35 protein-coding genes are annotated in these 26,372 nt (G+C 48.8%); 26 read left to right on the top strand and 9 right to left on the bottom strand.

Annotation, left to right across the window (positions count from 1 at the left end; translation table 11 throughout):
• Positions 1 to 25: 25 nt before the first annotated feature.
• The 11 genes from M1Q06_RS14475 (at position 26) to M1Q06_RS14425 (ending at position 8,679) form a co-directional block, all read left to right on the top strand.
• Positions 26 to 286 carry a metal-sensitive transcriptional regulator gene (locus M1Q06_RS14475; protein ID WP_058382748.1) on the top strand — a complete coding sequence of 87 codons (261 nt, stop codon included), beginning with the start codon at positions 26 to 28 and terminating at the stop codon, positions 284 to 286.
• A 161-nt stretch (positions 287 to 447) separates the two neighbouring features.
• Positions 448 to 927, top strand: coding sequence for a DsrE/DsrF/DrsH-like family protein (locus M1Q06_RS14470; RefSeq protein ID WP_058382749.1), 480 nt, complete (start codon positions 448 to 450; stop codon positions 925 to 927).
• A 29-nt stretch (positions 928 to 956) separates the two neighbouring features.
• Positions 957 to 1,322, top strand: coding sequence for a rhodanese-like domain-containing protein (locus M1Q06_RS14465; protein ID WP_434400244.1), 366 nt, complete (start codon positions 957 to 959; stop codon positions 1,320 to 1,322).
• A gap of 18 nt (positions 1,323 to 1,340) precedes the next feature.
• Positions 1,341 to 1,637: a rhodanese-like domain-containing protein gene (locus M1Q06_RS14460; protein WP_068870424.1), complete on the top strand. Its 297-nt coding sequence runs from the start codon at positions 1,341 to 1,343 to the stop codon at positions 1,635 to 1,637.
• A 44-nt stretch (positions 1,638 to 1,681) separates the two neighbouring features.
• Positions 1,682 to 2,239: a sulfurtransferase TusA family protein gene (locus tag M1Q06_RS14455; RefSeq protein ID WP_434400242.1), complete on the top strand. Its 558-nt coding sequence runs from the start codon at positions 1,682 to 1,684 to the stop codon at positions 2,237 to 2,239.
• 103 nt (positions 2,240 to 2,342) lie between these two features.
• Positions 2,343 to 3,464, top strand: coding sequence for an MBL fold metallo-hydrolase (locus M1Q06_RS14450; protein ID WP_434400241.1), 1,122 nt, complete (start codon positions 2,343 to 2,345; stop codon positions 3,462 to 3,464).
• Between the two features lie 311 nt (positions 3,465 to 3,775).
• On the top strand, positions 3,776 to 4,003 hold the full coding sequence (locus M1Q06_RS14445; protein WP_068870419.1) for a sulfurtransferase TusA family protein: 228 nt from the start codon (positions 3,776 to 3,778) through the stop codon (positions 4,001 to 4,003).
• Positions 4,004 to 4,062: 59 nt separating this feature from the next.
• Positions 4,063 to 4,839 carry a sulfite exporter TauE/SafE family protein gene (locus tag M1Q06_RS14440; protein ID WP_058382755.1) on the top strand — a complete coding sequence of 259 codons (777 nt, stop codon included), beginning with the start codon at positions 4,063 to 4,065 and terminating at the stop codon, positions 4,837 to 4,839.
• A 1,129-nt stretch (positions 4,840 to 5,968) separates the two neighbouring features.
• Positions 5,969 to 8,077 (top strand): DNA topoisomerase III, encoded by a 2,109-nt coding sequence (gene topB, locus M1Q06_RS14435; protein ID WP_434400238.1) that lies wholly within the window; start codon positions 5,969 to 5,971, stop codon positions 8,075 to 8,077.
• A 33-nt stretch (positions 8,078 to 8,110) separates the two neighbouring features.
• Positions 8,111 to 8,320: a heavy-metal-associated domain-containing protein gene (locus M1Q06_RS14430; RefSeq protein ID WP_121298693.1), complete on the top strand. Its 210-nt coding sequence runs from the start codon at positions 8,111 to 8,113 to the stop codon at positions 8,318 to 8,320.
• 167 nt (positions 8,321 to 8,487) lie between these two features.
• Positions 8,488 to 8,679: a hypothetical protein gene (locus M1Q06_RS14425; RefSeq protein ID WP_121298691.1), complete on the top strand. Its 192-nt coding sequence runs from the start codon at positions 8,488 to 8,490 to the stop codon at positions 8,677 to 8,679.
• A 43-nt stretch (positions 8,680 to 8,722) separates the two neighbouring features.
• On the opposite strand, the gene M1Q06_RS14420 is transcribed toward M1Q06_RS14425, so the two are convergent.
• On the bottom strand, positions 8,723 to 9,427 hold the full coding sequence (locus M1Q06_RS14420) for a DUF2294 domain-containing protein (protein WP_121298689.1): 705 nt from the start codon (positions 9,425 to 9,427) through the stop codon (positions 8,723 to 8,725).
• A gap of 161 nt (positions 9,428 to 9,588) precedes the next feature.
• On the opposite strand from M1Q06_RS14420, the gene M1Q06_RS14415 reads away from it, so the two are divergent.
• On the top strand, positions 9,589 to 10,074 hold the full coding sequence (locus M1Q06_RS14415; RefSeq protein WP_434400235.1) for a DUF2243 domain-containing protein: 486 nt from the start codon (positions 9,589 to 9,591) through the stop codon (positions 10,072 to 10,074).
• Between the two features lie 21 nt (positions 10,075 to 10,095).
• Here the strand turns inward: M1Q06_RS14415 and M1Q06_RS14410 are convergent, their stop codons facing one another.
• Positions 10,096 to 10,680: a protein-L-isoaspartate(D-aspartate) O-methyltransferase gene (locus tag M1Q06_RS14410; protein ID WP_112230114.1), complete on the bottom strand. Its 585-nt coding sequence runs from the start codon at positions 10,678 to 10,680 to the stop codon at positions 10,096 to 10,098.
• 107 nt (positions 10,681 to 10,787) lie between these two features.
• On the opposite strand from M1Q06_RS14410, the gene msrA reads away from it, so the two are divergent.
• The 6 genes from msrA (at position 10,788) to M1Q06_RS14380 (ending at position 14,958) form a co-directional block, all read left to right on the top strand.
• On the top strand, positions 10,788 to 11,459 hold the full coding sequence (msrA, locus tag M1Q06_RS14405; RefSeq protein WP_434400233.1) for a peptide-methionine (S)-S-oxide reductase MsrA: 672 nt from the start codon (positions 10,788 to 10,790) through the stop codon (positions 11,457 to 11,459).
• Between the two features lie 115 nt (positions 11,460 to 11,574).
• On the top strand, positions 11,575 to 11,769 hold the full coding sequence (locus M1Q06_RS14400; RefSeq protein ID WP_175578509.1) for a PLD nuclease N-terminal domain-containing protein: 195 nt from the start codon (positions 11,575 to 11,577) through the stop codon (positions 11,767 to 11,769).
• Complete coding sequence (locus M1Q06_RS14395) at positions 11,766 to 12,647, top strand: ABC transporter ATP-binding protein (protein ID WP_121298683.1); 882 nt, start codon at positions 11,766 to 11,768, stop codon at positions 12,645 to 12,647. The genes M1Q06_RS14400 and M1Q06_RS14395 overlap by 4 nt, the downstream gene beginning before the upstream one ends.
• Positions 12,644 to 13,429 (top strand): ABC transporter permease, encoded by a 786-nt coding sequence (locus M1Q06_RS14390; RefSeq protein WP_434400230.1) that lies wholly within the window; start codon positions 12,644 to 12,646, stop codon positions 13,427 to 13,429. Before M1Q06_RS14395 ends, M1Q06_RS14390 begins: the two co-directional genes overlap by 4 nt.
• 198 nt (positions 13,430 to 13,627) lie before the next feature.
• Complete coding sequence (locus tag M1Q06_RS14385; RefSeq protein ID WP_121298679.1) at positions 13,628 to 14,455, top strand: metallophosphoesterase; 828 nt, start codon at positions 13,628 to 13,630, stop codon at positions 14,453 to 14,455.
• Between the two features lie 23 nt (positions 14,456 to 14,478).
• Positions 14,479 to 14,958 carry a GNAT family N-acetyltransferase gene (locus M1Q06_RS14380; protein ID WP_121298677.1) on the top strand — a complete coding sequence of 160 codons (480 nt, stop codon included), beginning with the start codon at positions 14,479 to 14,481 and terminating at the stop codon, positions 14,956 to 14,958.
• 83 nt (positions 14,959 to 15,041) lie between these two features.
• Here the strand turns inward: M1Q06_RS14380 and M1Q06_RS14375 are convergent, their stop codons facing one another.
• Positions 15,042 to 15,368, bottom strand: coding sequence for a CHY zinc finger protein (locus M1Q06_RS14375; RefSeq protein ID WP_121298675.1), 327 nt, complete (start codon positions 15,366 to 15,368; stop codon positions 15,042 to 15,044).
• A gap of 147 nt (positions 15,369 to 15,515) precedes the next feature.
• On the opposite strand from M1Q06_RS14375, the gene M1Q06_RS14370 reads away from it, so the two are divergent.
• The 4 genes from M1Q06_RS14370 to M1Q06_RS14355 all read left to right on the top strand — a co-directional run bounded on the left by M1Q06_RS14370 (position 15,516) and on the right by M1Q06_RS14355 (position 20,035).
• On the top strand, positions 15,516 to 16,529 hold the full coding sequence (locus M1Q06_RS14370; RefSeq protein ID WP_121298672.1) for a GTPase: 1,014 nt from the start codon (positions 15,516 to 15,518) through the stop codon (positions 16,527 to 16,529).
• Positions 16,530 to 16,608: 79 nt separating this feature from the next.
• A complete protein-coding gene (locus M1Q06_RS14365) occupies positions 16,609 to 17,289 on the top strand; it encodes a response regulator transcription factor (protein ID WP_121298670.1) in 681 nt (226 codons plus the stop codon).
• Complete coding sequence (locus tag M1Q06_RS14360; protein ID WP_121299531.1) at positions 17,279 to 18,682, top strand: sensor histidine kinase; 1,404 nt, start codon at positions 17,279 to 17,281, stop codon at positions 18,680 to 18,682. Before M1Q06_RS14365 ends, M1Q06_RS14360 begins: the two co-directional genes overlap by 11 nt.
• A 177-nt stretch (positions 18,683 to 18,859) precedes the next feature.
• A complete protein-coding gene (locus tag M1Q06_RS14355) occupies positions 18,860 to 20,035 on the top strand; it encodes a S1C family serine protease (RefSeq protein ID WP_121298668.1) in 1,176 nt (391 codons plus the stop codon).
• Between the two features lie 66 nt (positions 20,036 to 20,101).
• Here the strand turns inward: M1Q06_RS14355 and M1Q06_RS14350 are convergent, their stop codons facing one another.
• Both M1Q06_RS14350 and M1Q06_RS14345 read right to left on the bottom strand, forming a co-directional pair.
• On the bottom strand, positions 20,102 to 20,329 hold the full coding sequence (locus tag M1Q06_RS14350) for a hypothetical protein (protein ID WP_121298666.1): 228 nt from the start codon (positions 20,327 to 20,329) through the stop codon (positions 20,102 to 20,104).
• Between the two features lie 59 nt (positions 20,330 to 20,388).
• Positions 20,389 to 21,093 carry a type 1 glutamine amidotransferase domain-containing protein gene (locus M1Q06_RS14345; protein ID WP_121298664.1) on the bottom strand — a complete coding sequence of 235 codons (705 nt, stop codon included), beginning with the start codon at positions 21,091 to 21,093 and terminating at the stop codon, positions 20,389 to 20,391.
• Between the two features lie 157 nt (positions 21,094 to 21,250).
• On the opposite strand from M1Q06_RS14345, the gene M1Q06_RS14340 reads away from it, so the two are divergent.
• The 4 genes from M1Q06_RS14340 to M1Q06_RS14325 all read left to right on the top strand — a co-directional run bounded on the left by M1Q06_RS14340 (position 21,251) and on the right by M1Q06_RS14325 (position 24,143).
• Positions 21,251 to 22,015, top strand: coding sequence for a PAS domain-containing protein (locus tag M1Q06_RS14340; RefSeq protein ID WP_434402885.1), 765 nt, complete (start codon positions 21,251 to 21,253; stop codon positions 22,013 to 22,015).
• 220 nt (positions 22,016 to 22,235) lie between these two features.
• Positions 22,236 to 22,520, top strand: coding sequence for a hypothetical protein (locus tag M1Q06_RS14335; protein WP_434400225.1), 285 nt, complete (start codon positions 22,236 to 22,238; stop codon positions 22,518 to 22,520).
• Positions 22,521 to 22,545: 25 nt separating this feature from the next.
• Positions 22,546 to 23,376, top strand: a complete 831-nt coding sequence (locus tag M1Q06_RS14330) for a manganese catalase family protein (protein WP_121298658.1) — start codon at positions 22,546 to 22,548, stop codon at positions 23,374 to 23,376.
• 74 nt (positions 23,377 to 23,450) lie between these two features.
• A complete protein-coding gene (locus M1Q06_RS14325; RefSeq protein WP_434400222.1) occupies positions 23,451 to 24,143 on the top strand; it encodes a YqjF family protein in 693 nt (230 codons plus the stop codon).
• 40 nt (positions 24,144 to 24,183) lie between these two features.
• Here the strand turns inward: M1Q06_RS14325 and M1Q06_RS14320 are convergent, their stop codons facing one another.
• The 4 genes from M1Q06_RS14320 to M1Q06_RS14305 form a co-directional block, all read right to left on the bottom strand.
• Positions 24,184 to 24,288, bottom strand: coding sequence for a hypothetical protein (locus M1Q06_RS14320; protein ID WP_434400220.1), 105 nt, complete (start codon positions 24,286 to 24,288; stop codon positions 24,184 to 24,186).
• Positions 24,285 to 24,575 (bottom strand): DUF2512 family protein, encoded by a 291-nt coding sequence (locus tag M1Q06_RS14315; RefSeq protein ID WP_434400218.1) that lies wholly within the window; start codon positions 24,573 to 24,575, stop codon positions 24,285 to 24,287. Before M1Q06_RS14315 ends, M1Q06_RS14320 begins: the two co-directional genes overlap by 4 nt.
• An 84-nt stretch (positions 24,576 to 24,659) precedes the next feature.
• Positions 24,660 to 25,535, bottom strand: a complete 876-nt coding sequence (locus tag M1Q06_RS14310; protein WP_434400216.1) for an SDR family oxidoreductase — start codon at positions 25,533 to 25,535, stop codon at positions 24,660 to 24,662.
• A 144-nt stretch (positions 25,536 to 25,679) separates the two neighbouring features.
• The gene (locus tag M1Q06_RS14305; RefSeq protein WP_434400214.1) at positions 25,680 to 26,318 is read right to left on the bottom strand and encodes a superoxide dismutase family protein; all 639 of its coding nucleotides are present in this window, start codon (positions 26,316 to 26,318) and stop codon (positions 25,680 to 25,682) included.
• Positions 26,319 to 26,372: the final 54 nt, after the last annotated feature.

The raw sequence follows: 26,372 nt of genomic DNA, 5'->3' as shown, positions 1-26,372 counted from the left end.
ATATTTTGAACAGGAGGCTTGTCTGATGGAATACGATAAAAAGATTGAAAACCGCCTCAAGCGGATTGAAGGCCAATTGCGTGGAGTCATCAAAATGGTCGAAGCAGACGGTGAATGCCGTGATGTAGTGACCCAGCTGTCAGCAGTAAGAAGCGCAGTGGACCGGACGATCGGAGTCATTGTCAGTGAAAACTTGCAGTCTTGTGTACGCGATAGCTTGGAAAAAGGCGAAAGTACGGAAGACGTCGTAAAAGAAGCGGTCGAGCTTCTCGTAAAAAGCCGTTAAAACGGGATAAAATAAAAAAAGAAGTTTCCTGTTGACATAGTAGAATACATGCTTTAATATACCCTATAGGGTATTAAAAAGAAGTGCGACGCCACTATAAAACGTTCTTTTTTTTGGAATAAAATATACCCATAGGGGTAATTATTGGAGGAATTTACAGAATGGCAGAACAGAAGAAGACAACAATCGTACTTTTCAGCGGAGATTATGACAAAGCAATGGCCGCTTACATTATCGCAAACGGAGCAGCGGCTTACGATCACGAAGTTACCATTTTCCATACATTCTGGGGATTGAATGCACTCCGCAAAGAAAATCCGCCAGCAATCAAAAAAGGCCGTCTCGAAACGATGTTCTCAAAAATGATGCCGCGCGGCGCTGATAAACTGGGCCTTTCCAATATGCAGTTTGGGGGCATGGGCCCGAAACTGATCAAGCAAGTGATGAAAAAGCATAACGCAATGCCTTTGCCGGATCTGATCGAGATGGCTCAGGAGCAAGACATTAAATTGGTTGCCTGCACGATGACAATGGATCTTTTAGGTTTACAGAAGGAAGAGTTGCTTGACGATATCGTCTATGCAGGAGTTGCTGCTTACCTTGGCGACGCAGAAGACGGCAACGTCAACTTGTTTATCTAACTCCCAAAAGTGGAAAGGATGAAGTATAGATGGAATGGTTGCTCTGGATTGCAGTCGGGGTTATTGCCTATTTCGCGATCTCCCGCTTTACTGCACCAACTAAAGGAATCAAGACAATGTCTACTGACGAACTGAAACCTGCACTCGGCAAGAAAGATAAGCAGTATATCGATGTCCGGACGCCTGCAGAGTTCAAAGCTAACCATATTAAAGGCTTCAAGAACATTCCATTGAATGATTTGCCGAAGCGCATAAATGAGCTGTCGAAGGATAAAGAAACACTGGTCATCTGCCAAAGCGGCATGCGCAGCAGCAGAGCGAGCCAATTATTGAAGAAAAACGGGTTTACCAATATAGTGAATATCAGAGGCGGAATGAGCAGTTACCGCGGATAATTTGAGGAGGAATTTAACATGAAAAGCATGACTACACAAGAAGTTCAGGAATACATCAAAAACAACCCCGAGGCATCGCTGATCGATGTGCGCGAAACAGAAGAAGTCGCTGCAGGAAAAATTCCTGGAGCTGAGCACATTCCATTAGGCTTGTTGGAATTCCGTTTGCAGGATATCGATAAATCAAAAGAGCATATCATGGTCTGCCGTTCGGGCAACCGCAGTGGACAGGCGACCCGCTTTCTTGAAGACCGCGGCTATAACGTCATCAATATGGACGGCGGGATGTTGGACTGGGAAGGCGACACCGAGTAATCTTCAGCCGCAGGCACTGATTTATAAAAGGAGGAAAATGATTAATGGTTCAAACAGATAAAGTATTGGACGCTAAAGGGCTTGCATGCCCAATGCCAATCGTTAAGACGAAAAAAGCGATGAAAGACCTGGCTTCCGGCGATGTGCTGGAAATCCAGGCTACCGATAAAGGGTCAACAGCCGATTTACAAGCATGGGCGAAAAGCTCAGGCCACGAATACATCGGCACGGAAACAGAAGGAGACGTCTTGCTTCATTATTTGCGCAAAGACGGCGCAAATGAAGTAGAAGAGACGATTGAAATCCCTGAAGTATCACTCGCTGATTTTCAAGCACGGGTTGAAAACGGTGATTCGTTGAACATTTTGGATGTTCGCGAGCAAGAAGAATACGATGAAGCGCATATCCCTGGCGTCAAGCATATTCCGCTTGGTGAAGTGGAAAACCGCATGAACGAATTGGATCAAGACCAAGAAATTTACATCATCTGCTATTCAGGCCGCAGAAGCGGAGTTGCTGGCGATATGATGGCGAAAAAAGGCTTTAAAAACTTGTACAATGTGGTACCAGGCATGCGTGATTGGACTGGCAAAACCGAGTAATCGGGCCAGTCCTGGCACCAAGCCGAAATGTTCTATGCAAGCTTGAGAAATATAGGCATTAATTTTTTTTGAAATAAAAAATACCCCGGGAGGTAATTAATGAATGTCAGTAAAAGCAATGACCGCGGCGCAAGTAGCCCGCAAAGTAATTGATAACGAACCATTGTTCATCCTTGATGTCCGCAACGGCGACGCATTCGCCGATTGGAAAATCGAAGGCGGCAACATCCAGTACTTGAACATCCCATATTTTGATTTATTAGACGGCGTTGAAGAAGTCATCGATCAATTGCCGAAAGACCGCGATATTTTGGTTGTCTGTGCCAAAGAAGGATCTTCCATCATGGTCGCAGATATGCTTGCAGATGAAGGCGTGGAAACGGCTTACCTGTCAGGCGGCATGAAAGCATGGAGCGAGCACTTGGAGCCGGTGAAAGTCGGCGATTTGAACGATGGCGGAGAGCTTTACCAATTCGTCCGCATCGGCAAAGGCTGCTTGTCTTACATGGCGATTTCCGGCGTGGAAGCGGCAGTCATTGACGCGACTCGCATGACGGATGTCTTCTTGAACTTCGCGCAGGAAAAAGGCGCACAAATCAAGCACGTATTCGATTCACATCTTCATGCAGACCATATCTCAGGCGGCCGCAAAATCGCACAAGCGACAGGCGCTACGTATTACTTGCCGCCGGCTGATGCTGAAGAAGTGGTATTCGAATATACACCACTTGAAGGTGGCTTCGAAGCAGTAATTGGCAGCTCGAAAGTCGAAGCGCTCTATTCGCCAGGACACACCATCGGTTCGACTTCATTTATCGTAGACAATCAATACTTGATGACAGGCGATATCCTGTTCATCGATTCCATCGGACGCCCGGACCTTGCAGGACTAGCGGAAGACTGGGTCGGTGATTTGCGCGAATCCCTATACAGCCGCTACCAGGCGCTTGCAAACGAATTGTCTGTTCTGCCGGCTCACTTCATGATCATGGATGAGTTGAACGAAGACGGTAGCGTCGCCAAAAAATTGGGCGACTTGTTCAACGAAAACCACGGCTTGAATATCGAAGATGAGCAGGAATTCCGCGATATGGTAACGAAAAACTTGCCACCGCAGCCGAATGCTTACGAAGATATCCGCAAAACCAATATGGGCAAGATTACACCAGAAAACGAAATGCAACGTGAAATGGAAATCGGCCCGAACCGCTGCGCCGTACGTTAAGTTTTACCGATTACGAATTGGATAAAGAGTCAAAAAGAGCGATGAAATCAATCCAGGCGGTCGCTTTCATCTGAGATAGTCAAATAGATATGTAACAAAACAGCGCAGACTCCTTGGGGAGCAGAAACGGAGCTGGCTTTCCAACTCCGTTTCGACGAAGTGCTGAAATCCATTCGGGCGCCTAGCCCGAATTAGTTCAGCGCGAGCCCCCAGGAAAGCTAGCTGTTTTGTGGAATATCGACTGTAGTGAAATTGCATTTAGACTTATATAGCAAGTAACTATAATAAAACATTCTAAAGGAGAGATTTTGATGAACGCAGATAAAGTACTAGACGCAAAAGGCTTGGCTTGCCCAATGCCGATCGTAAAAACAAGAAAAGAAATGAAAGACATGGATTCCGGGCAAGTCTTGGAAATCCAAGCAACAGATAAAGGCGCTTCAGCAGATTTGACTGCTTGGGCAAAATCAGGCGGCCACGAGCTCTTGGAACAGCAAGTCGATGGCGACGTGCTGAAGTTCTGGATCAAAAAGGGCTGAGCATCAGCCATCTAGATTGCAAAGAAGAGCAGAAATGCTTTTTGGGAAGGTGAGTTTCCATGAGTATTGATTTTATGATTGTTATTTTCTTGATCGGTTTTGTCGGTTCCTTTATTTCGGGGATGGTCGGAATCGGCGGTTCTATCATCAAGTATCCGATGCTGTTGTATATCCCGGTCATGCTGGGATACACGGCATTTTCAGCACATGAAGTGTCAGGCATCAGTGCCATTCAAGTATTCTTCGCGACAATCGCGGGGGTATGGGCATACCGAGGCAGTGGCTATTTGAATAAGTCCCTTATCGCCTATATGGGCGGCGCTATTCTAGTCGGGAGCTTTATCGGCGGTTACGGTTCGACACTCTTGTCTGAGTCTGCCATCAACATTGTCTATGCCATCCTGGCGACAATCGCAGTCGTCATGATGTTTATCCCGAAAAAAGGCTTGGATGATATTCCGGCTGATCAAGTGACTTTCAATAAATGGATTGCTGCAAGCCTGGCGTTCATCGTCGGAATTGCGGCAGGTATTGTCGGTGCAGCAGGCGCCTTCATCCTAGTGCCGATCATGCTGGTCGTCTTGCGTATTCCAACTCGCATGACAATCGCGACTTCATTGGCGATTACATTTATCTCATCCATCGGTTCAACGGTCGGTAAAATCGTCACTGACCAGATCCTGTATGGTCCGGCTGCAGTCATGATCGTGGCCAGTATCCTGGCAGCTCCATTGGGTGCGAAAGTGGGCCAAAAAGCGAACACCAAATTATTACAATGGATCTTGTCGCTGTTGATTTTAGGTACAGCAATCAAAATCTGGCTTGATATTCTATAAGAGCGAAAAGCTTCCGGCAGCTGCCGGAAGCTTTTTTACTGAGTAGAAAAGCTTTCGCTTTTCGACTGCGCTCCAATGGCTGCTTTCCGGGGGGCGGGTGTTGAGCCAACGTGCCAAAGAGCACGGCACGTTCGTCTCGCCAGCCCGCTCGGTCCCCCAGGAGTCAGCCATTTCCGCTCCGTCTCTATTTTTAGAACAGAAAATCATTTCTTCGGCTCACAAAACAGACGGTGTGGAGATGCATCGTATTCTGTCGCTTGCTTCAGCCAGGTCAAAGAATGAAGTATCACGAGTCTCCATTAAAAAACATTAAGCTTTCTGATTGGAGCATCACCTAACCAGACGCCGTGTCTCGGGAAGCGATTCCCCTGCGAGCCGGCAACAGAATACAAAAGCAGAAACGCTTAAACAGTTTCGACACAACGAAATCTCTCAGCCGCCAACCCAAAGCATGGCGGCGGCGAACGCGATGAATCAAAAAATCAGCCAGCGAAACATCTCCACACGAAAATCCTCGCTCTCTTCTTCGACACCCGTGCGGGAAGCGATTCCCCTGCGAGCCGGCACTGACTACACAAGCAGATCCGCTTAAACAGTCTCTACACAACGAAATCTCTAAGCCGCCAAGCGCCAAGGGTGAGCCGACGCCATAAGACAAGTGCTCTTCTTGGCTTATGGCAAGAGGCCAACCCAAAGCAGGGCGGCGAATATCAAGGTGAAGCTCGAATCCACTTCAGCAACATGTCCACAGGAAAACCCTCATTTTCTATTTCTACGCTAGACTAGGGAAGCGATTTCCCCACTAGCCGGCAACTGAATATAGAAGCAGATCTATCTAATCAATCTTCGTACAATGAAATCTTCAAGCCGCTAAGCGCCAAGGGTGAGCCGACGCCATAAGACAAGTGCTCTTCTTGGCTTATGGCAAGAGGCCAACCCAAAGCAGCGCGGCGAATACCAAAATGAAGACCGACTCAACTCCAGGAATATTGCCACAAGCTCCCCCGCTATCTTCATTTAAAACCCGCCCAAAAAAGCAGTTAATTTCGGAAATACAAATAAGCTTTCATTTGGATTTTTCAGTGGAAAGAGTACAATGAAACAAAGAGCATGGGAAAGGAAGAACAGCATGAAACCAGTAATTGTAGCCGAAAAGCCGAGCCAGGCGAAAGCGTATGGCGATGCGTTCAAGACGGTGAAGCGGGAAGGCTATATGGAAATGGCGCCGAATCCGATCTTTCCAGAAGGCGCGTTCATTACCTGGGGCATCGGCCATCTTGTCGAATTGAAAGAGCCGAAAGCCTACGACCCGAAATGGGGCAAATGGTCGCTCGCTTCCTTGCCGATTCTGCCGGTCGAATACCAATTTCAAGTAGCCCGCGGCAAATCGAAGCAATTCAATATCATCAAAAAACTCCTGAAAGAAACCGATACCGTCATCAATGCCTGCGACGTAGACCGCGAAGGCTCGAATATTTTCTACAGCATCTACCGGCAGACCGGCGTGCGCGGCAAACAAATCAAACGGCTGTGGATCAATTCACTCGAAATTGATGAAGTACGCGAAGGCTTCCTCAATTTGCGCGACAACAAGGAAGACTTGCGCCTGTACGAAGAAGCGCGGGCGCGTCAAATCAGCGACTGGCTGGTCGGCATGAACGGCTCAAGGCTTTACTCGCTGCTGCTTCAAGAACGCGGCATCCACGAAGTATTTGCGATTGGGCGGGTTCAGACGCCAACCGTATTTTTGATTTATCAGCGCCAAAAGGAGATCGAGGCGTTCAAGCCGGAGCCGTTCTACGAAATCGAAGGGAAATTCAAAGCCGCGAAAGGCAGCTATAAAGGAAAAGCCAAACTGAAAGCGAAAGAGCGCAAAAAAGCGGAAGAGCTCCTGGCTGTCCATGAGTTGACGGACGGCAAAGCGCAAGGCCATATCAAAGAATTGAAGACGGCGGAAAAACACATCCCGCCGCAGCCGCTAAATTCCTTATCCAGCCTGCAGGCAGCCGCGAACCGGAAATGGAAATACAGCCCGCAAAAAGTGCTGTCGGCGATGCAAAAGCTCTATGAGAAAAAACTGGTGAGTTATCCGCGGACCGATTCCCGCCATATCACCTCGGCGGAATTCGGCTATTTGTCAGCCCAAGTTGAGAGTTACCAAAAGCTTATCGATGCACCGTTTCCGATTGCATCGAAAATACCGAAAAAGCGTTTTGTCGATAACACAAAAGTGCAGGAGCATTATGCCATCATCCCGACGAAGAGCTTGCCGACAGCCCGTAAAATCGAAGGATTGCCGCAGGACGAACGGAATTTATACGAAGAAGTGATGCGTACGACGCTCGGCATGTTCCACCGGGATTCCCGTTATGCCGAAACGAAAGTCGTGACCGATGTAAATGGGTTGGAGTTTTACACAACTGGCCGGACAGAGCTCGATAAAGGCTGGAAATCGCTGTTTCCGACGTCAAAAGAAGCGAAACAGGATCCGCCGCTTCCTGAATTGGCACTCCATGAGCAAGTAGCTGCAGCGGTTGCCATTGTCGAAGGCATGACCACTGCGCCGAAGCCCTATACAGAAGGGCAATTGATCGCCATGATGAAAACTTGCGGAAAGTTCGCGGAAGATGAAGCCGATAGTGAAATCCTAAAGGAAGTGGAAGGGCTCGGAACGGAAGCGACACGTAGCGGCATCATTGAAACGATCAAGCGCCATAATTATATTGAGGTTAAGAGAAACATCGTATCAGTCACAGAAAAAGGGCGCATGCTGTGCCAAGCGATTGAAGGCAATTTGCTCTCAAGCCCGTCGATGACCGCAAAATGGGAAAGCTATTTGAAGAAAATCGGCAAAGGCGAAGGCTCATCCGAAGTATTTCTCGCCACCATCGGAAAATTCATTGAGAAGTTGTTGCAGGATGTGCCGGAGCAATTGCGCAGCAACGGCATGCCGGACCAGATGCCTGCCTTGCAAGGGACAGAAATTGCAATATGCCCGCGCTGCCGAAAAGGTTCGATTGTTTCCCGCAAAGGCTCATACGGCTGTACAGAACATGCCAATGGCTGCAAGCAATCATTCCCGGCGGTGTTTTTGAAAAAAAGGTTAACGGCAAAACACATCGAATACTTATGCACTAAAGGGAAAACGCCGGTCATTAAAGGTTTCGTATCGAAGAACGGTAAAAAATTCAATGCCAGTCTCGTATTGGAAGAGGGAAAATTGGCAATGAAGTTTTAATATTTCCCAGGAAATATACAGGAAGGAGTGCAGATGATGAGAAAAATGACGATCTATGTAGCGGAAGCGAAATCACAGCGTCCGATTCACGAACTGGAAGATTTATTGCTGAATGAGCCAGGGGTTGAACGGGCTTTAGTGGATGTGAAAGATGGCGAAGTCAAACTGGAGCTGGACGAAACGAAGATCAAGGAAAGCCAGATCATCCGTCTCATCAAAGAAGCGGGGTTTCACGTGGAGTGATTTCTTTGCCACACAGTAGGTGTTCCTGTACAATAGGAATCATTGAATAGCAATAACTGCATATAATAGGTCAAATGCCGCGGACCATAGCGCCGGAGGCAAAGCCGAAAAGATTCCTTTCATTTTGAGGGGCTCTTTTCGGCTTTTTTTATAGGGGGGAAGCAGTAATGGGTTATTTTGTAGATCATCGAACGAAAAAAATCCATCATAGCCAGTTTGCAGGAGATAGCTGCGGCTTTTTGCAAACGCCTATAGATCAACGGGAGTTTACCGATAAAATGGAGTATGTGGAGAGCTTGGCAGAAAAGGAATATGAACATTGCCCGTACTGCCAAACTGCACAGTCGACTGTCGGTTAAATTGGATAGAGAAAAAAGCCGCCAATTGGGCGGCTTTTTCATTTTAAGAATGCTTATTCGGTTCAAGAAGCACGAGAATGTAACTGATATCCGTCGAGAATTCCCAATCGAGGAAAATTTCGCGGATATCCCGTTTAAGTAGTTCAGGGAACGGGGTTTCTTTCAAAAGCAAGCGCTTTTCGAGAGGCCGTTTCACTTGTTTCAGTTCTTCGGCCAACCCTCTGCGTATGAGCTCACGTTCGATCTCCACCAAGAAGCCTGTGCGTTCGATTAATAAGGTCCGGTCATTCAACCAGAACAGCTCGGTGCTTTCGGGTTTCTTTTCGGCTTTTCGGCTGGCTTCCACGACTGAATCGTGGAGAGCTTCTTGCGTCGCGTCAGACTGCCAGTCAAATTCAGTTGCAGCATCCCGGCTAGCCATGACCCCGATAAGCATGCCGGTCTGGTTTTCCAGATGCCAATCGGAATAAATCGATTCGACTTTTTCGCCAGAAGCACGGGAGAAGGCAGCGCAAATATCTGGCTTCAGTTCTTCGATCAGCAAATGGCGGATTTCCATCACTCGCCTAAACTCGTTTTTCTGGAGCAGGATCTTTTCTGTCGGGCTTAGGAAACCTCTCAGGTGGACGATGACAAAGGGTGGTTTCACGATCACGAATACAGATGTCGGGCCTTTCCCGAAGTGTTCGCGGATGACGGTTGAAATATAGCCGCCGATTTCACTTTGCATGGTTTTTGAATTCTGCAAATGGTTCGCCTCCTTGGGTAAAGTAATTGGTCTGCCGGATAGGGCAATGTCTATTGTATTGGGCGTGCCATGCACTGAACGGCCAATAACGATTAAGGGGCCGGCAGAGCGGGTATAAATGGAAAAACGGATACGGACGGAATTCAAAAGGGGTGGATCGAATGGTTTCGGCAGAACGCAAGACAGATCTTACGACAGCAAGAAACCGGCGCGTCCACACTTCACGGAATTTTTGGGCGGGCTTATTGTTCGGAGCCGGGATGTTTTCAGTGCTCGAGCAAAGCATTTTCCATTTTTTCCTGCAATGGCATCATTTCTACGAAGGCAATGGCCCCCAAGCGATTTTGACCGGGGAAGGAATTTACCAGGTCATCGGCTGGGCATTGACGGTTTTGTCTCTATGGATCGCTGCCGATTTGGCCAGGCGAAAAGCCTTCTGGCCAGCGCGCTTTTCAGGCAGTGCATTGATTGGAGGCGGCGTGTTGCTGATATTCGACAGCCTGGTGTTCCGCCTGCTGTTGAATCTTCATACCGTCAGGGACATTGGGGACCCTGTTTTCTACGAATTGCTATGGCTCGGAACAGCCGCTTTCCTTTTTTTGCTTGGCTGGTCGGTCTTGCGCAATGCTTCAAAAGATGGAGATTAATCCTCGTCACTTTACTATACCCTAATTTTCATACTTCCCTTTTAATGGGACAAACCGGACCGCTTCAAGCGCTGTCTTTTCCAATCTCCCATCGCTGGATTTGTCGATGGCGAGAAGGTCCTGGCTGTACTGATGGCCGACAGGGATGAGCATGCGCCCGCCGTTTGCCAATTGGTCCACCAATTCTTTCGGAATATCCGAGGCGGCAGCAGTGACGATGATCCGGTCGTACGGTGCATGTTCAGGCCAGCCGAGGCTGCCATCGCCCAGCAGGAACGAGATGTTTTCGAACCCTTTCGCTTCGAGCCGCTTTTTTGCGCTCTCAGCTAGCTGTGGAATCTTCTCGACTGTATAGACTTCACGTGAAAAAGCTGCCAGAAGCGCTGTCTGGAAACCCGATCCTGTGCCGATCTCCAACACTTTGTGATGGTCTTCGAGATCGAGTGCAACCGTCATTTCCAAAACGAGTGAAGGTTGTGAAATCGTCTGGCCATATCCAATTGGCAAAGCTTCGTCTCGCCCGGCATCTTGCTGATGGCGATCCATGAACGAACCCCGGTCAAGTGAGCGGAAATAAGCGGTGATGTCCTGTTTACGTGCAGTCATGCAGATACACCTGCTTTCGTTCGATTTGTTTGATGGACTCCTTGCTACTATCATAAGGAAAAATGGCCCGAAGCACAAAGGGCGGCTCTTAAGGAGAGGAACCTCATATGGAGAACACAATAATTTCAGCACTTGAACAGGACTTGCCGGACACAGTGAATCTCGAAACCGCAACCTTCGGGATGGGCTGCTTTTGGAGTCCCGATGCACAGTTCGGTTCATTGCCTGGCGTGATCCGGACACGGACCGGCTATGCAGGCGGCACTTCGGACAATCCCACATACCGGCAGATGGGCGACCATACGGAAACCATCCAAGTGGCATTTGATCCTAGTCAGATCCGCTTTGAAGAAATCATCAGGGAATTTTGGCGCGGCCATTACCCGAACCGCGACGCATACAAAGGGCGCCAATACATTTCCTTGCTGTTTTGGCACTCCGAAGAGCAAAAGCACATCATCGAGAAACTGAAGGTAGAAAAAGAGCAGCAACTGAACGAGCCGGTTGAAACAGAAATCCGGCCGTTCGACGGATTTACGGAAGCGGAGGAGCGCCATCAGAAATATTATTTAAAACGCTATCCGAAAGCGCTTGAGCAATTGGCAGAACTTTATCCCGAGATGGCTCTTTTGACACCGTCGACTTTCGCTGCACGGCTGAACGGGTTTGTCAAAGGCTTCGGCAGCCGGCAGCAATTGCTCGAGGAAATCAACGGATGGCCGATCAACAAAGGACACAGTGATGCTCTTCGGCAAGTGCTGCTTAAACTGAAATGGTAATTTGATGAGTGCTGGAAAGACCGCTGATTGCGGTCTTTTTTTTGCTGTTGCAGGGAGAGCCGGCAGCCATACCGAAATAACAATAGAGAAAAAAGATGCAGGGGGGAACGTGGACATGTTGGATGAACGTACAATTCTATTGGTGCTGCCCATCTTGGTTTTGCAGATAGCATTAATGATATTCGCATTGGTGGATTTGATCAGAAATCCGAATCCGAACGGTCCGAAGTGGATGTGGGCGGCAATCATCGTCTTGCTGAATATTATCGGGCCGATTCTGTACTTTGTCATAGGGAGGCGGAATTATTGAACGTATTGGAAGTCAGGTCATTAACAAAGCGCTTCGGCACTGAACAAGCAGTGGATGGATTGGGCTTCGAGCTTGCAGAAGGCAGTGCAACGGCATTGATTGGCCCGAACGGTGCCGGAAAGACCACGACACTGTCGATGCTTGCTGGGCTTTTGGAAGCGAGTGCAGGAGAAATCCAGCGCAAGAAAAACTTATCAATCGGATTTTTGCCTCAATATCCGCGATTCTTTCCATGGCTGAGCGCTTTGGAATTTACGGAAATGGCTGCCAAGCTAAGCGGCGTCGATTCCAGAAAAGCCCGCCAGCAAGCAGAACGGACATTGGGGTTTGTCGGGCTAGGTCAAGTGGCCAATAAGAAAATCGGCGGTTTTTCAGGAGGCATGAAGCAACGGCTCGGGCTGGCGCAAGCGATGGTGCACCAGCCAAGCTTGTTGTTATTGGACGAACCGATTTCTTCCTTGGATCCGACCGGGCGAAGGGAAGTGATGGAATTATTGAAATCACTGCTCGGCCAAACGACAATTCTTTACTCCACCCATATTTTGAATGATGCTGAAGAAATGACAGACCAGCTATTGTTTCTGCAGAATGGGCGCCTCGTGGAACACGGCTCCCTCAACCAGGTGCGCAGCCGCTATGCGGACCCGCAAATCCGGATTCGCTTTGAAAACACTAACGCTGCGGAGAGGTTTATGCATGAATCACCGTGGCCAGCTGCCGTTCAAGGCACAGCAGTTATTGTGCCTGTAAAAGCGGAAGGACCGATCATGCAGGACGTGTTCCGTTTCCTGTCCGTTAAAAGCCTGCCCGTGGTTGGGGTCGAGCAAGAGACCGCCAGCCTGGAAGACATTTTCCTGAAGGTGGTGGCAGGAAAATGAAGCAATTTTCGACACTGCTATTGAAGGAATGGCGTGAAAACCTGCGCAATTTTAAGATTTTCTGGATTCCCGTCGTCTTTATTCTGTTAGGCGTCACAGAACCTTTATCGAATTATTACCTTCCTCAGATTCTCGATGCCACAGGCGGTTTGCCGGATGGTGCCGTGATCGAACTGCCGGATCCTGAACCTGAACAATTGCTGGTTGCGGTCATGGGTCAATTCCAGCTGATCGGCATGCTCGTCCTCGTTCTCGCTTATATGGGGAGCATTGTTGGCGAGCGCAGAAATGGAACGGCGACTCTTTTATATGTAAGGCCATTATCGTATGTATCCTATTTTCTCAGTAAATGGCTAATGGCTTCGATAGTGGCGTTGATCAGTGTATGGGCCGGTTTTTTGGCGGGTTATTATTACACCGCTGTGCTGTTTTCAGCGGTTCCGTTCGGGGAGTTCCTGGCGTTTGCGGCGACGTATAGTTTGTGGATGGTGCTGGTCGTGACCTTGGTGTTATTTGCAAGCGCGTCGATGCAAAATGCAGGATTGGCTGCCGGGTTCACGCTTGCTGCCTTGCTTATTCTACAGCTTATCGACAGCCTGTTCGGCAGCCGCTGGGAATGGTCGCCATTGAAACTTCCGAATTACGCGGCTTCCTTCCTGGATATCGGACCGGATGTTACAGCGCTGATCTGGACGCTTGCGATCTCGCTAGTATGCCTGATAGGGCTGGCGGCACTGGGCATTTGGTTCTCGAAAAGAAACCGTGCAAAAACGAAAGTATAGAAGCAATCAGCGGTTAGCTGATTGCTTTTCTTTTGGGCGAATGCTGGTAGAATAAGAACAGGATTTGGCGCAGCGCTGGAGAGCTTTTATGCTCCAGTGGATTGGCCGTTCAAGCGGAGAATATGCATGCCAAACTAGGACTCGTAGTGGCCAATACAATGGACACACGGGCCATACTAACGAATTGAGGAATAAAATATGAAGAAACTGATTGCATTGATTTTTGTGGCATTGCTCGTGCTGGGGTTTGCCTGGGTCAATAATAACTGGATTGTCACGACCGAATATTCGGTCCAATCGGACAAAGTGCCGGATGCATTTGCCGGCAAACGCATCGTTCAAGTATCGGACCTTCACAATGCTGAATTTGGAGATCAACAGCAATCCTTGTTGGATAAAGTCGAAGCGGCGAATCCGGATGCCATTTTCATTACCGGAGATTTGATTGACAGCGACCGCTACGATTTGGAGAGAAGTTTGGCAGCTGTCGACGGGCTGGTGGAGATGAGCGAAGTGTATTATGTCATCGGCAACCACGAAGTGTCATCAAACCGGTTGGATGATGAAATCGTTCCAGCCTTGGAAGAACGCGGTGTCGAAGTGTTGCGCAATCGATCACTCATGTGGGAACAGGACGGAGAAGCTATACAAATTGCGGGCATCGACGATCCGTTAATGGATATTTATCTTCACGAAGAGGAGTTCACGCGCAATAGCATCGCAGAAGCTGGGCTCAACGACGCGTTTACTTTGCTGCTTGCCCATCGGCCTGAACAATTGGAGACTTATGCAAGCGAAGGCATCGATGTCGTTTTCGCCGGGCACGCACACGGTGGCCAGATTCGCATTCCAGGACTTGGCGGCTTGATTGCCCCAGGGCAGGGCTGGTTTCCGAGCATGACAGAAGGTGTCTTCGAATCAGGTGATACGCAGCTGGTGTTGAGCCGGGGACTCGGAAATAGCGGATTTCCATTGCGTGTTTTCAATTTACCCGAAGTCGTGGTCGTAACGTTAGAGAATGAATAACTCGTGTAGGGGGACCGATTTTCGTGATTAGAAAAAGTGAAGTGACATTGCATTGCTATACCAAAAGAACAAATGTTTCCTATGATCTCCCGGCGGACCAGCAGGAATTCACCATGATGCCGCAGGAGCTCATCAAGCGGGACGCGGGGAATCCCGAAAAGCATTTCATCGTCATCCGCGCGCGCGGCGAAGTGGCAGGATTTTTCGAGCTGGATGAATCGGAGGACCGGAAACGCTATTCCGATAACCCGAAAGCTTTGCTATTGCGCGGCTACTCCGTCAATCCCAAATTCCAAGGGCGCGGCATCGCAACGGGCTCACTTGAAGCTCTGCCTGCTTTTCTGCGAAAAGAATTTGAAGTTTTTGACGAAGTTGTGCTCGGCGTCAATGCGCGCAACATCGCTGCACAGAACCTCTATAAAAAAGCCGGTTTTGAAGACACCGGCCGAAGAGTCATGGGCAAAAAGGGCGAGCAATTCGCAATGTGCCTGAAAGTGAAATAAACCATCCCGAAACCGCCCGAAAAGCTGGAGGAATCCAGCTTTTCAGGCGGTTTTTTATTAAGTGGAATTTAATCCTAATAACCTTAAACTTCGAAATATAAGTGCTTATGTAGGCTGCAGCCGGGATTAAAGGCAGCAGTACAATGCGGGCAGGAAGAAGCGCAATCGAGATAGTCGCGGATGGAGAGCTCGTTGCCGCACGTCCCGCATAAAATCGCTTTTTCGTGGAACTGTTCTTTCGGCCAGACGGATGTATTGTTGCAGCCGACTGCTTGATGGCATTCATAGCAAGGAAAATATTTTCCGCAGCAATGGAAGCGGATGGCAATCCGGTCATTTTCCGAATGGTAATGGCGGCAGCGGGTTTCAGGGTCGACATCGAGCCCGATGACGCGAGGGCGTTCACACATGACAGGCACTCCTTTTTAATTCACATATTTCTTTCATGCTACTATGAAATAGGCTTGCTGACGAGTGCCGGATGATAGCTGAAAATGGTCGCGAGCGCCGGAAGCCTTTATAATAGGGATAAGTATCTTGAAGGAGGAGACTGGGCAATGGTTAAGGAATTCGAAGATGAAGTCATGCGTGCGATGGACAAAGTGTTTGAAGATGAGATGAAAAAAGTGAGCGAGACGCTCGAGCAGGATTTATTGATCTCATTGATCGGTGAAGTCAATGCCGGGAAATCGACGACGGTGAACAAAATCATCGGTGAAGAAATTGCCAGCACCAACCCGATGCCTGGCGAAACGGTCAGCGTGGACCCTTATAATATCCGCGGCCTCGAAAACATCAAATTCATGGATACACCGGGGCTCAATGACCCCAATGATGAAAACCCAAGAAAGACTTTAGAGTTCGTCCAGCAATCGGATGTCGTGCTGTTTTTCCTGAACGCTGCCGGAACGGTCTTTTCAGATAGCGAAAAGCAAAAATTCGCGGAGATCGAAAAACATAATAAAGACATCCTTATCGTCCTGAATAAAATCGATGCGGCAGAAGATATCCCATCGATCATCAGGTTTATCAAACGGCACACAAACAATAAATACAAAGTGATCCCGGTGTCTTCGAAAACGGGAGAGAACTTGGATTTGCTGAAAAAGGAAATTTTGCTGTTGCTGGAAAAGAAGGGGAAAGACCTGCTCTTCGCCAAAAGCATGAAAGAGAAATCGTCTGCTGCCACGCGCTGGATCGTGGGGGCCGGGGTCTCAGCTGGAATCATCGGCGCGTCACCGATCCCAGGGTCGGACGTATTGCCGCTGACGACGCTGCAGGTCGGACTCATCGTCAAACTGTCGAATCTGTACGATAAGCCTTTGACGAAAAAAGCGGCGAAAGACATGATCGTCATTACTGCAACGCAGACGATCGGCCATACCCTTTACCGCCAGGCATTGAAGTTTGTCCCAGGGGCAGGCTCAATCATCGGCGGTACAGTGGCGAGCTCCATGACACTGGCGCTCGGCTACGGTGTGAAATATGCGTACGAAAACAATATCGCCATCGATTATGAAATGATCGGCAGCCTCTATGATAAGCTGAAAAAGCGAGAAAAGAATGCTTGAACCATGTGGCCGTCCCCGTTTTTAGGGCGGCTTTTTGTTTTAACACAGAGATTGAACCGTAAATTTGGAGGTGGGACTTATGAGAATTTTAGTAGTGGAAGACAACCCGAGTGTTAGCTCGATGCTGGAATTGTTTTTCTCAAAAGAGGGGCTCGAAGGGGAATTCGCTGGAGACGGGCTGGAGGGCTACCGAAAATTCCAGGAAGGCGATTTTGACCTGTTGATCCTGGATTGGATGCTTCCCGGAATGGATGGCATCGCTCTATGCCGGAAAATCCGCGAGACGGGAAGCGAAGTGCCCATCATTATGCTGACAGCGAAAGACAGCGAATCCGACCAAGTGATCGGTTTTGAAATGGGAGCAGATGACTATGTGACCAAGCCGTTCAGCCCCTTGACCTTGATGGCACGCATCAAAGCGGTGACCAGAAGGGCTCGAAAAGGCGAAGCGGCCGAGGAGGGCATCCGCACCTCCCATTTCCATGTCAGAAAAGAAACACGCGAAGTTGTCAAAGACGGCCAAGCGATCGATAATCTAACGCCGAAGGAGTTCGATCTGCTGGTGTTCTTCCTGCAGCATCCGAAGCAAGTATTCAGCCGTGAGCAATTGCTCGAGCAAGTATGGGGCTATCAATTCTACGGCGATGAACGGACGGTAGACGTCCATATCAAAAGGCTGCGCAAGAAAATTCCGGAAGGGGACCAGCTCTTCCATACGGTATGGGGAGTAGGTTATAAATTTGAAGAACTTGCGGGTTAAGTATTTCTATCAATTAATCGCGAGCCATATGGGCGTCCTTGTGTTTGCAGTAGCCATTTTAAGCACGCTGTTCATTTTTTACGGCGAGCGGGTGGCGTATTCGGATAAGGCGGAGGAGTTGGAGCGCTACGGCGAGCAGATCCTACAGGAACTAGAACAAGCGCGCCCAGGCACGGATCTGCAATCCTATGTCACGGTGCTCGAAGCACAGAACATCAATTTCATCGTCTTCGACCAGCAAAGCCGGATCCTTTATCCGATCAACGGCAATTTCCCGTCGGTCGAGCTGACACCGGAGGAATGGAATGTCATTGAGCGCGGCGAGACATTGGTCGTCTACCGGGATGTCGAACGCTTTGAGCGGTCGATGACGTTCGTGGCGTTGCCGTATGTTGAAGGCAGTACGCTAGCAGGAGGGGTGTTGTTGGCTTCGCCAGTAAGCGGCATCCGGGAAATGGTGACGGAATTGAACCGGACGCTCGTCGCAGTAATCGCCATTTCCTTGCCGTTCGCCTTGCTGCTCAGCCTGTTGCTTGCCAAAATTCACGTGACGCGGCTGCAGCGTATGCGCAAAGCGACTTCGATGATCAGCGAAGGGCATTACCAAGTCAATTTGCCGGAATCGAATTTTGACGAATTCGGGGATTTGGCGCATGACTTCAATGTCATGGCGGACAAATTGCAGCGCTCCAATGAAGAAATCGAACAGCTCGAAAACCGCAGGCGGCGCTTTATGGCGGATGTCTCGCATGAGATGAGGACGCCGCTTACGACCATTGCCGGCATCATCGAAGGGTTGAAGAGCGGCATGATCGAAGAACAGCAGCGCGAAAAAGGCATCCGCCTGGTAAGTGATGAGACGAAGCGGCTTATGCGCCTCGTCAATGAAAACTTGGATTACGAGAAAATCCGGTCGAATCAAGTGACTCTTATGAAAGAAGAAATCGAGGCGGCTGAGCTGTTGGAAATCATCCAGGAACAGCTGCAAATGCAGGCAGCTGAAAAAGGCGATCGCTTGTTGATCGAAGCCGAGCCCGGTGAGATGATCTACGGAGATATGGACCGGTTGATTCAAATCTTGGTGAACATCGTCAAAAATAGCATCCAATTCACCGATAACGGCGATATTTTCCTGCGCGCCCGCGCGGAAGACGGCGCGACCGTTCTGGAAGTGGAAGATACCGGAGACGGCATCGAGGTCGATGAATTGGAGATGATCTGGCGCCGCTTCTATAAAGCGGATATGTCTCGCGGAAGCGGCCAGTTCGGGCTGGGCCTTTCCATCGTCCGCCAGTTGGTCAATTTGCACGACGGGGAAATCTCGGTGGAAAGCGAAAAAGGCAGCGGGACGAAATTCACGATCCGCCTGCCGCATAAACAACCAAATAAGTAATTGAAACATTGAAAGCCTGCCGGTTGTTGCGGCAGGTTTTTTAGCGTCTGCCCGCATCGAAAACTTTACATTTCTGTTGCATGTTTGGTCATAATTTTTTCATATCTGCTTTGTATGATAAGAATATCGAAAGCCACAAGGCAAACGACAAACAATCATTAAGGGGATGGAAAAATAATGGGCTACTACAATACAACACCGCAAAATAATCAGAAGAATCCATGGAAACGCTATATGGCTTCCAGTTTCGGAGGCGTATTGGCCGGTGCGTTGCTGGTAGGCACGCTAGTCACGGGAACCGATTTGGGGGAAACGGAATCCGCCACTGCCGGCGTCCAAAGCAGTGAACTGCAAAGCGACTCGGCGATTGTCACGACAGATGTTACAGAAACCGTTGATGCGACGGGAGATGCTGTGGTCGGCGTCTCCAACCTGCAAGCGGGCAATAATCCATTTGCCCAAACCTCTACACAAGAAGCAGGGGCAGGATCGGGCGTCATCTATAAAAAACAAGGGGACACTGCATTCGTCGTTACGAACCATCACGTAGTGGAAGGCGCTAAAGAAGTCGTCGTGACCTTGGCAAACGGCGAAGAGCTCGAAGCGGAAGTGCTCGGTTCGGATGTCTGGACCGACCTTGCTGTACTGAAAGTCCCTGGGGCACAAATTGAAACAGTCGCAGAGTTTGGCGACTCCTCGGTACTGAAATCAGGTGAGCCAGTCATTGCAATCGGCAACCCGCTTGGCCTCCAATTTTCGGGGTCGGTGACGACAGGCGTCATTTCAGGGACGGAACGCGCTATCCCAATCGATATCAATAAAGACGGCCAGGAAGACTGGCAGTCAGAAGTGCTTCAAACCGATGCCGCAATCAATCCCGGCAACAGCGGCGGCGCCTTATTGAATGCACAGGGCCAAGTCATTGGCATCAACTCGATGAAAATCGCCCAGGACGCAGTGGAAGGCATCGGACTTGCGATTCCGATCAATTCCGCAATCCCGATCATCTCGGAACTTGAAGGAGAAGGGGAAGTTTCCCGGCCGTCTCTAGGCGTCGCATTGCTTGAACTGGAACAGGTACCTGCAGAAATCAGAAATGCGGAATTGAACCTTCCGGGTGAAGTAGAAGACGGTATTGTCGTCCAATCGGTACAAGAAGGATCTGGCGCGGACAAAGCGGGGATCCAAGCGAAAGATACCATCGTTGAATTGAACGGCCAAGCCATCTCTTCTGTTTTGGAACTCCGCCAATATCTCTATACGGAAGTCGAAGACCAAGGAACTGTAACAATCAAAGCTTACCGGAACGGCGAATTGAAAACATTTGAGGTCCAGTTAAGCGAACAAATTTAAGGACATGCAAAAAAGCGGCGGACAGGATTTCCTGTCTGCCGCTTTTGCGTGAGCCGTACAATACAATTAATTCCCGAACAAGCCGAACCAGTCGAAACCGATGGCAAATCCGACGATCACTAAAACAGCTATGCCAAAAACGATCAATCCAAGCTGTAGAGGCGGATAGCCTGTTCTTTTCGGCTCTTCAAGCCCTTCTTTTTCTGTCGGTGGTTTACGGTCCAATTCCTGCTCGCTCGTTTTCATGTATTCCTGTTCCCTGTCTTTATCATTGTGGTTATTTTTGTTATCCATTCAATCTCCTCCTTTAATAGTTGCTACATTTTTTCAAGTTGGTTGCTTCTAGTAACCAGTCACTCCAAGTGTTTGTCGAGTTGGTGCTCTTCAAGTTCAGACAGCTTCTTCGCCAACTCACGGCCGAATGCCTGTGAGGAACCGGGATCGCGGCCAGTCAGCAGACGGTCACTGCCCCAAACAAAGTACTCGTCTTGGCCATCGCCCTTGTCATATTGCGCAATTTTGGCCATTTCATCTTCGAGGCTGAACGGCAATAGCCCATCGACTTCTTCCGGTTCCATATCGTTCGGATATCCTGTCACTTTCAAGCCTTGCAATAAGGGCTTGCCGTCTTTCGTTTTCGTGAAAACAAGCGGAGCCGGCCCATGGCAGACAGCCGAAACGATGCCGCCGGTTTCGTGGACGACGTTGATGACGGCGTGCAGATTTTCATCGTGCGCCAAATCGAACATCGCGCCATGGCCTCCGACGATCATAATGGCATCGTAATCACTTGCCCGTACATCAACGACCGGCGTTGTCTTATCAGCGATGCCGGAATCGTATAATTTTTTATATTTGCCTTCGGGATCATAAGCCTTATCGAGGCTTAAGGGATCGACGACCGGTTTGCCGCCGTCAATGGAAGCGAGACCTACTGAATGGCCTGCTTTCTCAAGTTCGGATAAAGGCTCGAATAATTCTTCTGCCCACCAGCCAGTTACGTAATTATGCTCTTCGTTTGAATAGCCGCTTGATAATACTGCCAATACTTTTGCCATTTGGGTATCCTCTCCATTTCTTTAGGAAGCTCTTGTTGTACATTTACCCTTTGACGGATTCCTGAAACTTCCGGTAGTTCCCGGTTTTGGCTGCGCGCTACGCTGTGTTAAAATAATATGAGTAAAAATTTGAGGTGAATTAATTTATATGGAGAAAATGGAAGTGGATACACAGATTCAGCTGCTTGAAGCCATGCTGGACGGCAGCAAAGTCGGCACCATCGTCACAGATCCCGCACAAGAAGACAATCCGATCATTTATGCAAACCATACATTTACGGAAATGACCGGCTATGCCAAAGAAGAACTCCTCGGCCGGAACTGCCGTTTCTTGCAAGGCCCGAAAACGGCTCCGGATGCAGTTGACCAAATTCGGCAAGCCATCAAGAACCAGGAGAAAACGACCGTGATTTTGCGCAATTACCGAAAAGACGGAACGCCGTTTTGGAACCGCCTGGCGATTGCCCCGGTCACTGTCGAAGGAAAGCTCTATTTTATCGGCACCCAGACAGATATTACTGTTGAGAAAATGCAGCAGGAAGCGATTAACGAAAACGAAAGCGAAATCGAGAAACTGATGCTGCCGATTTTATCGATACAGCCGAACGTTGCTACGGTAGCACTCGTTGGGACGATGAGCTTACAACGTTTTGAAGCATTGAAAGTGAAATTATGCGAATATGTCAGCGAGCATCGGATTGAACATGCGCTTCTTGATATTACAGGATTGACATGGAACGAGGAATCTCCGCTCCATTGGTTCACGCAGATTTGTGAAGCGCTCCGTATTATGGGAAGCCATCTGTACATTACCGGTGTCACTCCCCAGGCGGCCACGGAATTGGTGCGCGACCTCGACCGGGATAATATGTTGAAAACCTATTCGAGCATCGAAAAGGCATTAGCTGATATTAATGAATAGATGAATGATTGATAAGCCTCATTCAGGTAGAATGAGGTTTTTTTATGCATTTATTTTTACAATAAAAGGAATTTTTAGGCTGCTTTTTAATCTATTGGCTAAACAATGCTATTACTATTTGGTTAATTAACTGAAAAAATAGTTTATTCGGTTTTAGTCTTTTAAGGCTGGGTAGATTATTAGGGAACAGAAATTCCAGATTTTCCAAGGAGGCGTAACGATGGGAACAGACCATAACCAGCGTGAAGGACCTGAAAATCATGAGATCCCGGATAAAGAAGATAAGAAATTCAATGCAGGCGGCAATAGCTCGGATTACGATGGCGGGCAGCCCCAGGACAGCATTCCCGGCGGTGAAGGCAGAGTCGGCGAGACAAAAGAAAGCGCACAGAAAGAACGACAAAAGAAAGAGTTTAATGCAGGGGGCAACGACTCCGATTATGACGGCGGGCATCCGAAAGACGCCAAGGAAAATAGCGAAGGACGGATAGACAAAGATGGATAATCCAAACATGCGAGGAGGATGTTAAATGTTTTTCAATAGAAAAGAACTCCAATTCGAAGCCAAGCCGGACAAACCGGATCCGATATTTGCGAAGCAGCTGCAAGAAGTCATCGGCGGCCAGTTCGGTGAAATGTCTGTGGCGATGCAGTATTTATTCCAAGGATGGAATACAAGAGGGAATGAAAAATATAAGGATTTGCTGATGGATACGGGGACAGAGGAACTTGGGCATATCGAAATGCTCGCCACGATGGTGGCTCAATTGCTTGAAGGAGCACCGGTTTATGAGCAGGAAAAAGCGGCGAGCGACCCGGTAATTGGGGCGATCATGGGTGGCATGAACCCGCACCATGCAATCGTCTCAGGCCTTGGCGCAACCCCAGAGAACAGTGCCGGAGTTCCGTGGAGTGGCGGATACATCATCGCAAGCGGCAATTTGCTTGCCGACTTCCGTGCCAACGTCAATGCAGAGTCGCAAGGGCGCCTGCAAGTAGCGCGTTTGTACAGTCTGACGGATGATAAAGGCGTAAAAGATTTACTGTCATTCCTGCTGGCTCGCGATACAATGCACCAAAACCAGTGGATCGCCGCGATTCGTGATTTGGAAGAAAAAGAAGGCGGCGTCATCGCACCTTCTACTGTGCCGCCGGAATGGGAAGCGACCGAATATTCCCATACGCTTTATAATTTTTCGGAAGGCGAAGACAGCGCATCATTGCCATGGATGAGCGGCAACGCACCGGATGGCCATCCATTCAAATACGAGCAGGCACAAGCTTTCGGGCAAAAGCCGATCTTGAAACCAGGGCCGCTCGAGTCGCATGACACACTGCCTGAAGACAAGTTAAAAGGATAGACGCATCAAGCGGGACGGAGAAATTTTCTTCGTCCCGCTTTGCTTATCGATATTTTTTGAAGAGAGGTGTTTTGATGAAAAAGCCATGGATCATGGCACAGACCTGGCGGGATCTGGTGTTTTTGCATTGGCCGATTTCGCCCGATGCACTGCGGCCATTCGTACCTTCAGAGCTTGAAATTGATGTATTTGACGGGCAGGCATGGGTCGGCATCGTTCCGTTTATTGCCGATCATACGCGCCTGCGCTTTTCCTTGCCATTTCCCATTGTGGGAACCTACCGCGAATTGAATGTAAGGACTTATGTAAAGTGCAACGGCCGGTCTGGAGTCTATTTTTTCAGCCTCGATGCCGATAGCCTGCTAGCGGTAAAAGCGGCGAGCGCAGGAGGATTTCTTCCATACCGATATGCCCGCATGAAAGTTGTGAAAAAAGACAGGCGTTATGCATTTACGAGCCGCCTCGCTAAACCAGGGATTGGCGAGAGTTTTAGGATAGGCTTCACGCCAAGCACTGGAATGCTGGAGGCATCAAAGCTCGAGCGATGGCTGACGGAACGTTATTGTTTATGGACAAAGCCGAAAACGGTCCTGTACCGTGTGGATATTGATCATGTGCCGTGGCAATTGCAAAAAGTCCATATAGAAATAGCCGAGAATTCGCTTGCTGGATATCTTCCTGTTGGATGGAATGGGGAAGAGCCGCTAGCCCATTTCTCAGCGAAGCAGAAAACACGATTCTATCCACCTGTAAAAGAACATAGGTAAAAGCCGATCACTAAAAATGATCGGCTTTTATTTGTTACAGTTATTTTCGGTTTGGCTCCTGTTTCAAAGTATGAGAGGTTTCTTTTTGCTCCCATAGACGCTTCTTCAAATAAATATGGTAAAACCATTCGCCAGCAGCAATCAAAATCGCTGTGTAAATTGACGCTGCAAGTATGGAGAATCAGGCTTTTCAATTAGAAACTCTCCTAATAACCAAACAATCACGAACGCGAGCACCAAGTCTCCACCAGTGGCGAGCTTGTTGGATGTGCGGGGAAATATCAGCATATCGCCGGCGTAGCCAATCGCAGTAATCACTAAACTGATAATGAAAATATTAAATACGGAAACTCCGTAAATTAGCCCGAGAATCAAGAAGACAACAGCAAAGCTCATTGCAAATTTCATCAAGATCGCTTCGATGTGTTTCATTTTATATCCTCCTAAAATGGTTGAATTCCAATAGGCAAGGTAATTTCAGGACATGAGTTGTTTTCTGGATAAGTAAAAGCAGTTTTATGAAGTGATAAAGTCTCCGCCGTTCACATGGATTGCCTGGCCGGTCACATATGTGGAATCGGTGGAGGCGAGATAAACGTATGCCGGGGCGAGTTCAGCTGGCTGTCCGCGGCGTTCTAGCGGTGTGCCTTCGCCTTGCTTGCCGGATTTTTCAGCGTCGAATGTGGCAGGGATCAACGGCGTCCAAATCGGGCCTGGCGCGACTGAATTGACACGGATGCCCTGTTCGCTGACATTCGCAGCCAATGAACGCGTAAAGCTGGTGATGGCTCCTTTAGTGGATGAATAATCGATGAGTGCCGGCGAGCCGCGATAAGCCGTCACGGATGATGTGTTGATGATGCTGTCTCCTTTGGAGAGATGCGGCAAGGCAGCCTGGGACAAATAAAACATGCTGTAAATATTCGTCTCGAAAGTTTCATGCAATTGGTCCGGGCTGATATCAAGGAAATCCTCTGTCGGGAATTGCTTGCCTGCATTATTGACGAGTACGTTCAGTTGCCCGAATTCGGCAATGACATCAACGACTAGTTGGTGGCAGTTTTCCACTTGGCTCACGTCCGTTGCGAATTTTTGCGCTTCTGCACCATAAGCTTTCACGGCTTCAATGGTTTTATCCGCGTCTTCGTGTTCATCCAAGTAAGCGATCGCAATGTTTGCGCCTTCCTTGGCGTAAGCGATTGCAACGGCGCGGCCGATGCCGCTGTCGCCGCCTGTAATCAACGCGACTTTTCCTTCCAGCTTGCCTGCGCCTTTATAATTTTCGTCGTCATAAATCGGTTCCGGGGACATTTCGCTTTCTACCCCTGGCTGGTGGTCTTGTTCCTGCGGGTCGATTTGGTCATGGATTTTTTCGTATTTATCTTTTGACATGTAAGCGTCCTCCTCGATCTGAATATATGGTAGTTATTCCCGTTCCGATTCCGGCTAAACGCGAGGGAAACCGTTATTCGGCCGGTAAAGTTTTAATGGCACAATAAAAACCAGCCGGAGAAGATTCCCTGGCTGGTTTAGTGTTTAGTTTTCAGCTGTCACCACGCCGCAAGCGACGCGTTCACCGGAATCACCGGAAGGGTCGGTTTGGCCGTCATCTTCTGAAGCGTGGATGACGAGCGCTGTTCCGCCTTCTTTCAACAATGAGTTATCTTCGCCGATTTGCAAAGTGACGTTTTCTGCTGTCAATTCATCGGTCGAAGTCCCGTCATCTGCAACTTCAATATTCTGGAGGTCGCCTGCATGGGGGCCTTCTGGGTTATCTAGTCCATGGCTTGCGTCGGTCGGGTTGAAATGACCGCCTGCTGATTCAAAATCAGGCGCTTCGCACATTCCTTCTTCATGGAAATGGATACCGTGCATACCAGGCTCCAATCCTTCCACATTCAATGTGACCATGACCCCGTTATCCTCTTCCGTCAATTCAGCAGTACCGGCAGCGTCTCCATCTGCATTCAGGAATTCAACCGTCAGCAATTGAACTTCGCTAGCGCCTTCTGATTCGCCTCCCGAACCATCTTGTGGCTCACCTTCTTGTTCTTCCACTTCTTCTTCTTGTGGTTCAGCTCCATCCGTTTCTGTTGGGGGTTCTGTTGTGTCGTCACCGCATGCCGCCAGCAGCAGTAAAAGGCCTAAAAGCATAAGCATCAACCATGATTTCATCGTATTTACTCCCTCCTCCTAAAAATTGTTATTACCATACCTTACACATGTAGG

Origin of the sequence: Planococcus sp. 11815 (assembly GCF_051096385.1) — a bacterium.
Classification (GTDB): domain Bacteria; phylum Bacillota; class Bacilli; order Bacillales_A; family Planococcaceae; genus Planococcus; species Planococcus citreus.
The sequence above is the reverse complement of the archived record's forward strand: the minus strand, read 5'-3'. Positions and strand labels throughout refer to the sequence as shown.

Coding starts and splice junctions, on each gene's coding strand:
- M1Q06_RS14430 (WP_121298693.1), top strand. CDS start 8,111: ATGATGAGAAAAATGACGATCTATGTAGCGGAAGCGAAATCACAGCGT.
- M1Q06_RS14470 (WP_058382749.1), top strand. CDS start 448: ATGGCAGAACAGAAGAAGACAACAATCGTACTTTTCAGCGGAGATTAT.
- M1Q06_RS14390 (WP_434400230.1), top strand. CDS start 12,644: ATGAAGCAATTTTCGACACTGCTATTGAAGGAATGGCGTGAAAACCTG.
- M1Q06_RS14350 (WP_121298666.1), bottom strand. CDS start 20,329: ATGGATAACAAAAATAACCACAATGATAAAGACAGGGAACAGGAATAC.
- M1Q06_RS14445 (WP_068870419.1), top strand. CDS start 3,776: ATGAACGCAGATAAAGTACTAGACGCAAAAGGCTTGGCTTGCCCAATG.
- msrA (WP_434400233.1), top strand. CDS start 10,788: ATGGAGAACACAATAATTTCAGCACTTGAACAGGACTTGCCGGACACA.
- M1Q06_RS14385 (WP_121298679.1), top strand. CDS start 13,628: ATGAAGAAACTGATTGCATTGATTTTTGTGGCATTGCTCGTGCTGGGG.
- M1Q06_RS14460 (WP_068870424.1), top strand. CDS start 1,341: ATGAAAAGCATGACTACACAAGAAGTTCAGGAATACATCAAAAACAAC.
- M1Q06_RS14370 (WP_121298672.1), top strand. CDS start 15,516: ATGGTTAAGGAATTCGAAGATGAAGTCATGCGTGCGATGGACAAAGTG.
- M1Q06_RS14335 (WP_434400225.1), top strand. CDS start 22,236: ATGGGAACAGACCATAACCAGCGTGAAGGACCTGAAAATCATGAGATC.
- M1Q06_RS14340 (WP_434402885.1), top strand. CDS start 21,251: ATGGAAGTGGATACACAGATTCAGCTGCTTGAAGCCATGCTGGACGGC.
- M1Q06_RS14325 (WP_434400222.1), top strand. CDS start 23,451: ATGAAAAAGCCATGGATCATGGCACAGACCTGGCGGGATCTGGTGTTT.
- M1Q06_RS14355 (WP_121298668.1), top strand. CDS start 18,860: ATGGGCTACTACAATACAACACCGCAAAATAATCAGAAGAATCCATGG.
- M1Q06_RS14455 (WP_434400242.1), top strand. CDS start 1,682: ATGGTTCAAACAGATAAAGTATTGGACGCTAAAGGGCTTGCATGCCCA.
- M1Q06_RS14345 (WP_121298664.1), bottom strand. CDS start 21,093: ATGGCAAAAGTATTGGCAGTATTATCAAGCGGCTATTCAAACGAAGAG.
- M1Q06_RS14400 (WP_175578509.1), top strand. CDS start 11,575: ATGTTGGATGAACGTACAATTCTATTGGTGCTGCCCATCTTGGTTTTG.
- M1Q06_RS14305 (WP_434400214.1), bottom strand. CDS start 26,318: ATGAAATCATGGTTGATGCTTATGCTTTTAGGCCTTTTACTGCTGCTG.
- M1Q06_RS14450 (WP_434400241.1), top strand. CDS start 2,343: ATGTCAGTAAAAGCAATGACCGCGGCGCAAGTAGCCCGCAAAGTAATT.
- topB (WP_434400238.1), top strand. CDS start 5,969: ATGAAACCAGTAATTGTAGCCGAAAAGCCGAGCCAGGCGAAAGCGTAT.
- M1Q06_RS14440 (WP_058382755.1), top strand. CDS start 4,063: ATGAGTATTGATTTTATGATTGTTATTTTCTTGATCGGTTTTGTCGGT.
- M1Q06_RS14375 (WP_121298675.1), bottom strand. CDS start 15,368: ATGTGTGAACGCCCTCGCGTCATCGGGCTCGATGTCGACCCTGAAACC.
- M1Q06_RS14410 (WP_112230114.1), bottom strand. CDS start 10,680: ATGACTGCACGTAAACAGGACATCACCGCTTATTTCCGCTCACTTGAC.
- M1Q06_RS14330 (WP_121298658.1), top strand. CDS start 22,546: ATGTTTTTCAATAGAAAAGAACTCCAATTCGAAGCCAAGCCGGACAAA.
- M1Q06_RS14365 (WP_121298670.1), top strand. CDS start 16,609: ATGAGAATTTTAGTAGTGGAAGACAACCCGAGTGTTAGCTCGATGCTG.
- M1Q06_RS14475 (WP_058382748.1), top strand. CDS start 26: ATGGAATACGATAAAAAGATTGAAAACCGCCTCAAGCGGATTGAAGGC.
- M1Q06_RS14310 (WP_434400216.1), bottom strand. CDS start 25,535: ATGTCAAAAGATAAATACGAAAAAATCCATGACCAAATCGACCCGCAG.
- M1Q06_RS14465 (WP_434400244.1), top strand. CDS start 957: ATGGAATGGTTGCTCTGGATTGCAGTCGGGGTTATTGCCTATTTCGCG.
- M1Q06_RS14315 (WP_434400218.1), bottom strand. CDS start 24,575: ATGAAACACATCGAAGCGATCTTGATGAAATTTGCAATGAGCTTTGCT.
- M1Q06_RS14425 (WP_121298691.1), top strand. CDS start 8,488: ATGGGTTATTTTGTAGATCATCGAACGAAAAAAATCCATCATAGCCAG.
- M1Q06_RS14415 (WP_434400235.1), top strand. CDS start 9,589: ATGGTTTCGGCAGAACGCAAGACAGATCTTACGACAGCAAGAAACCGG.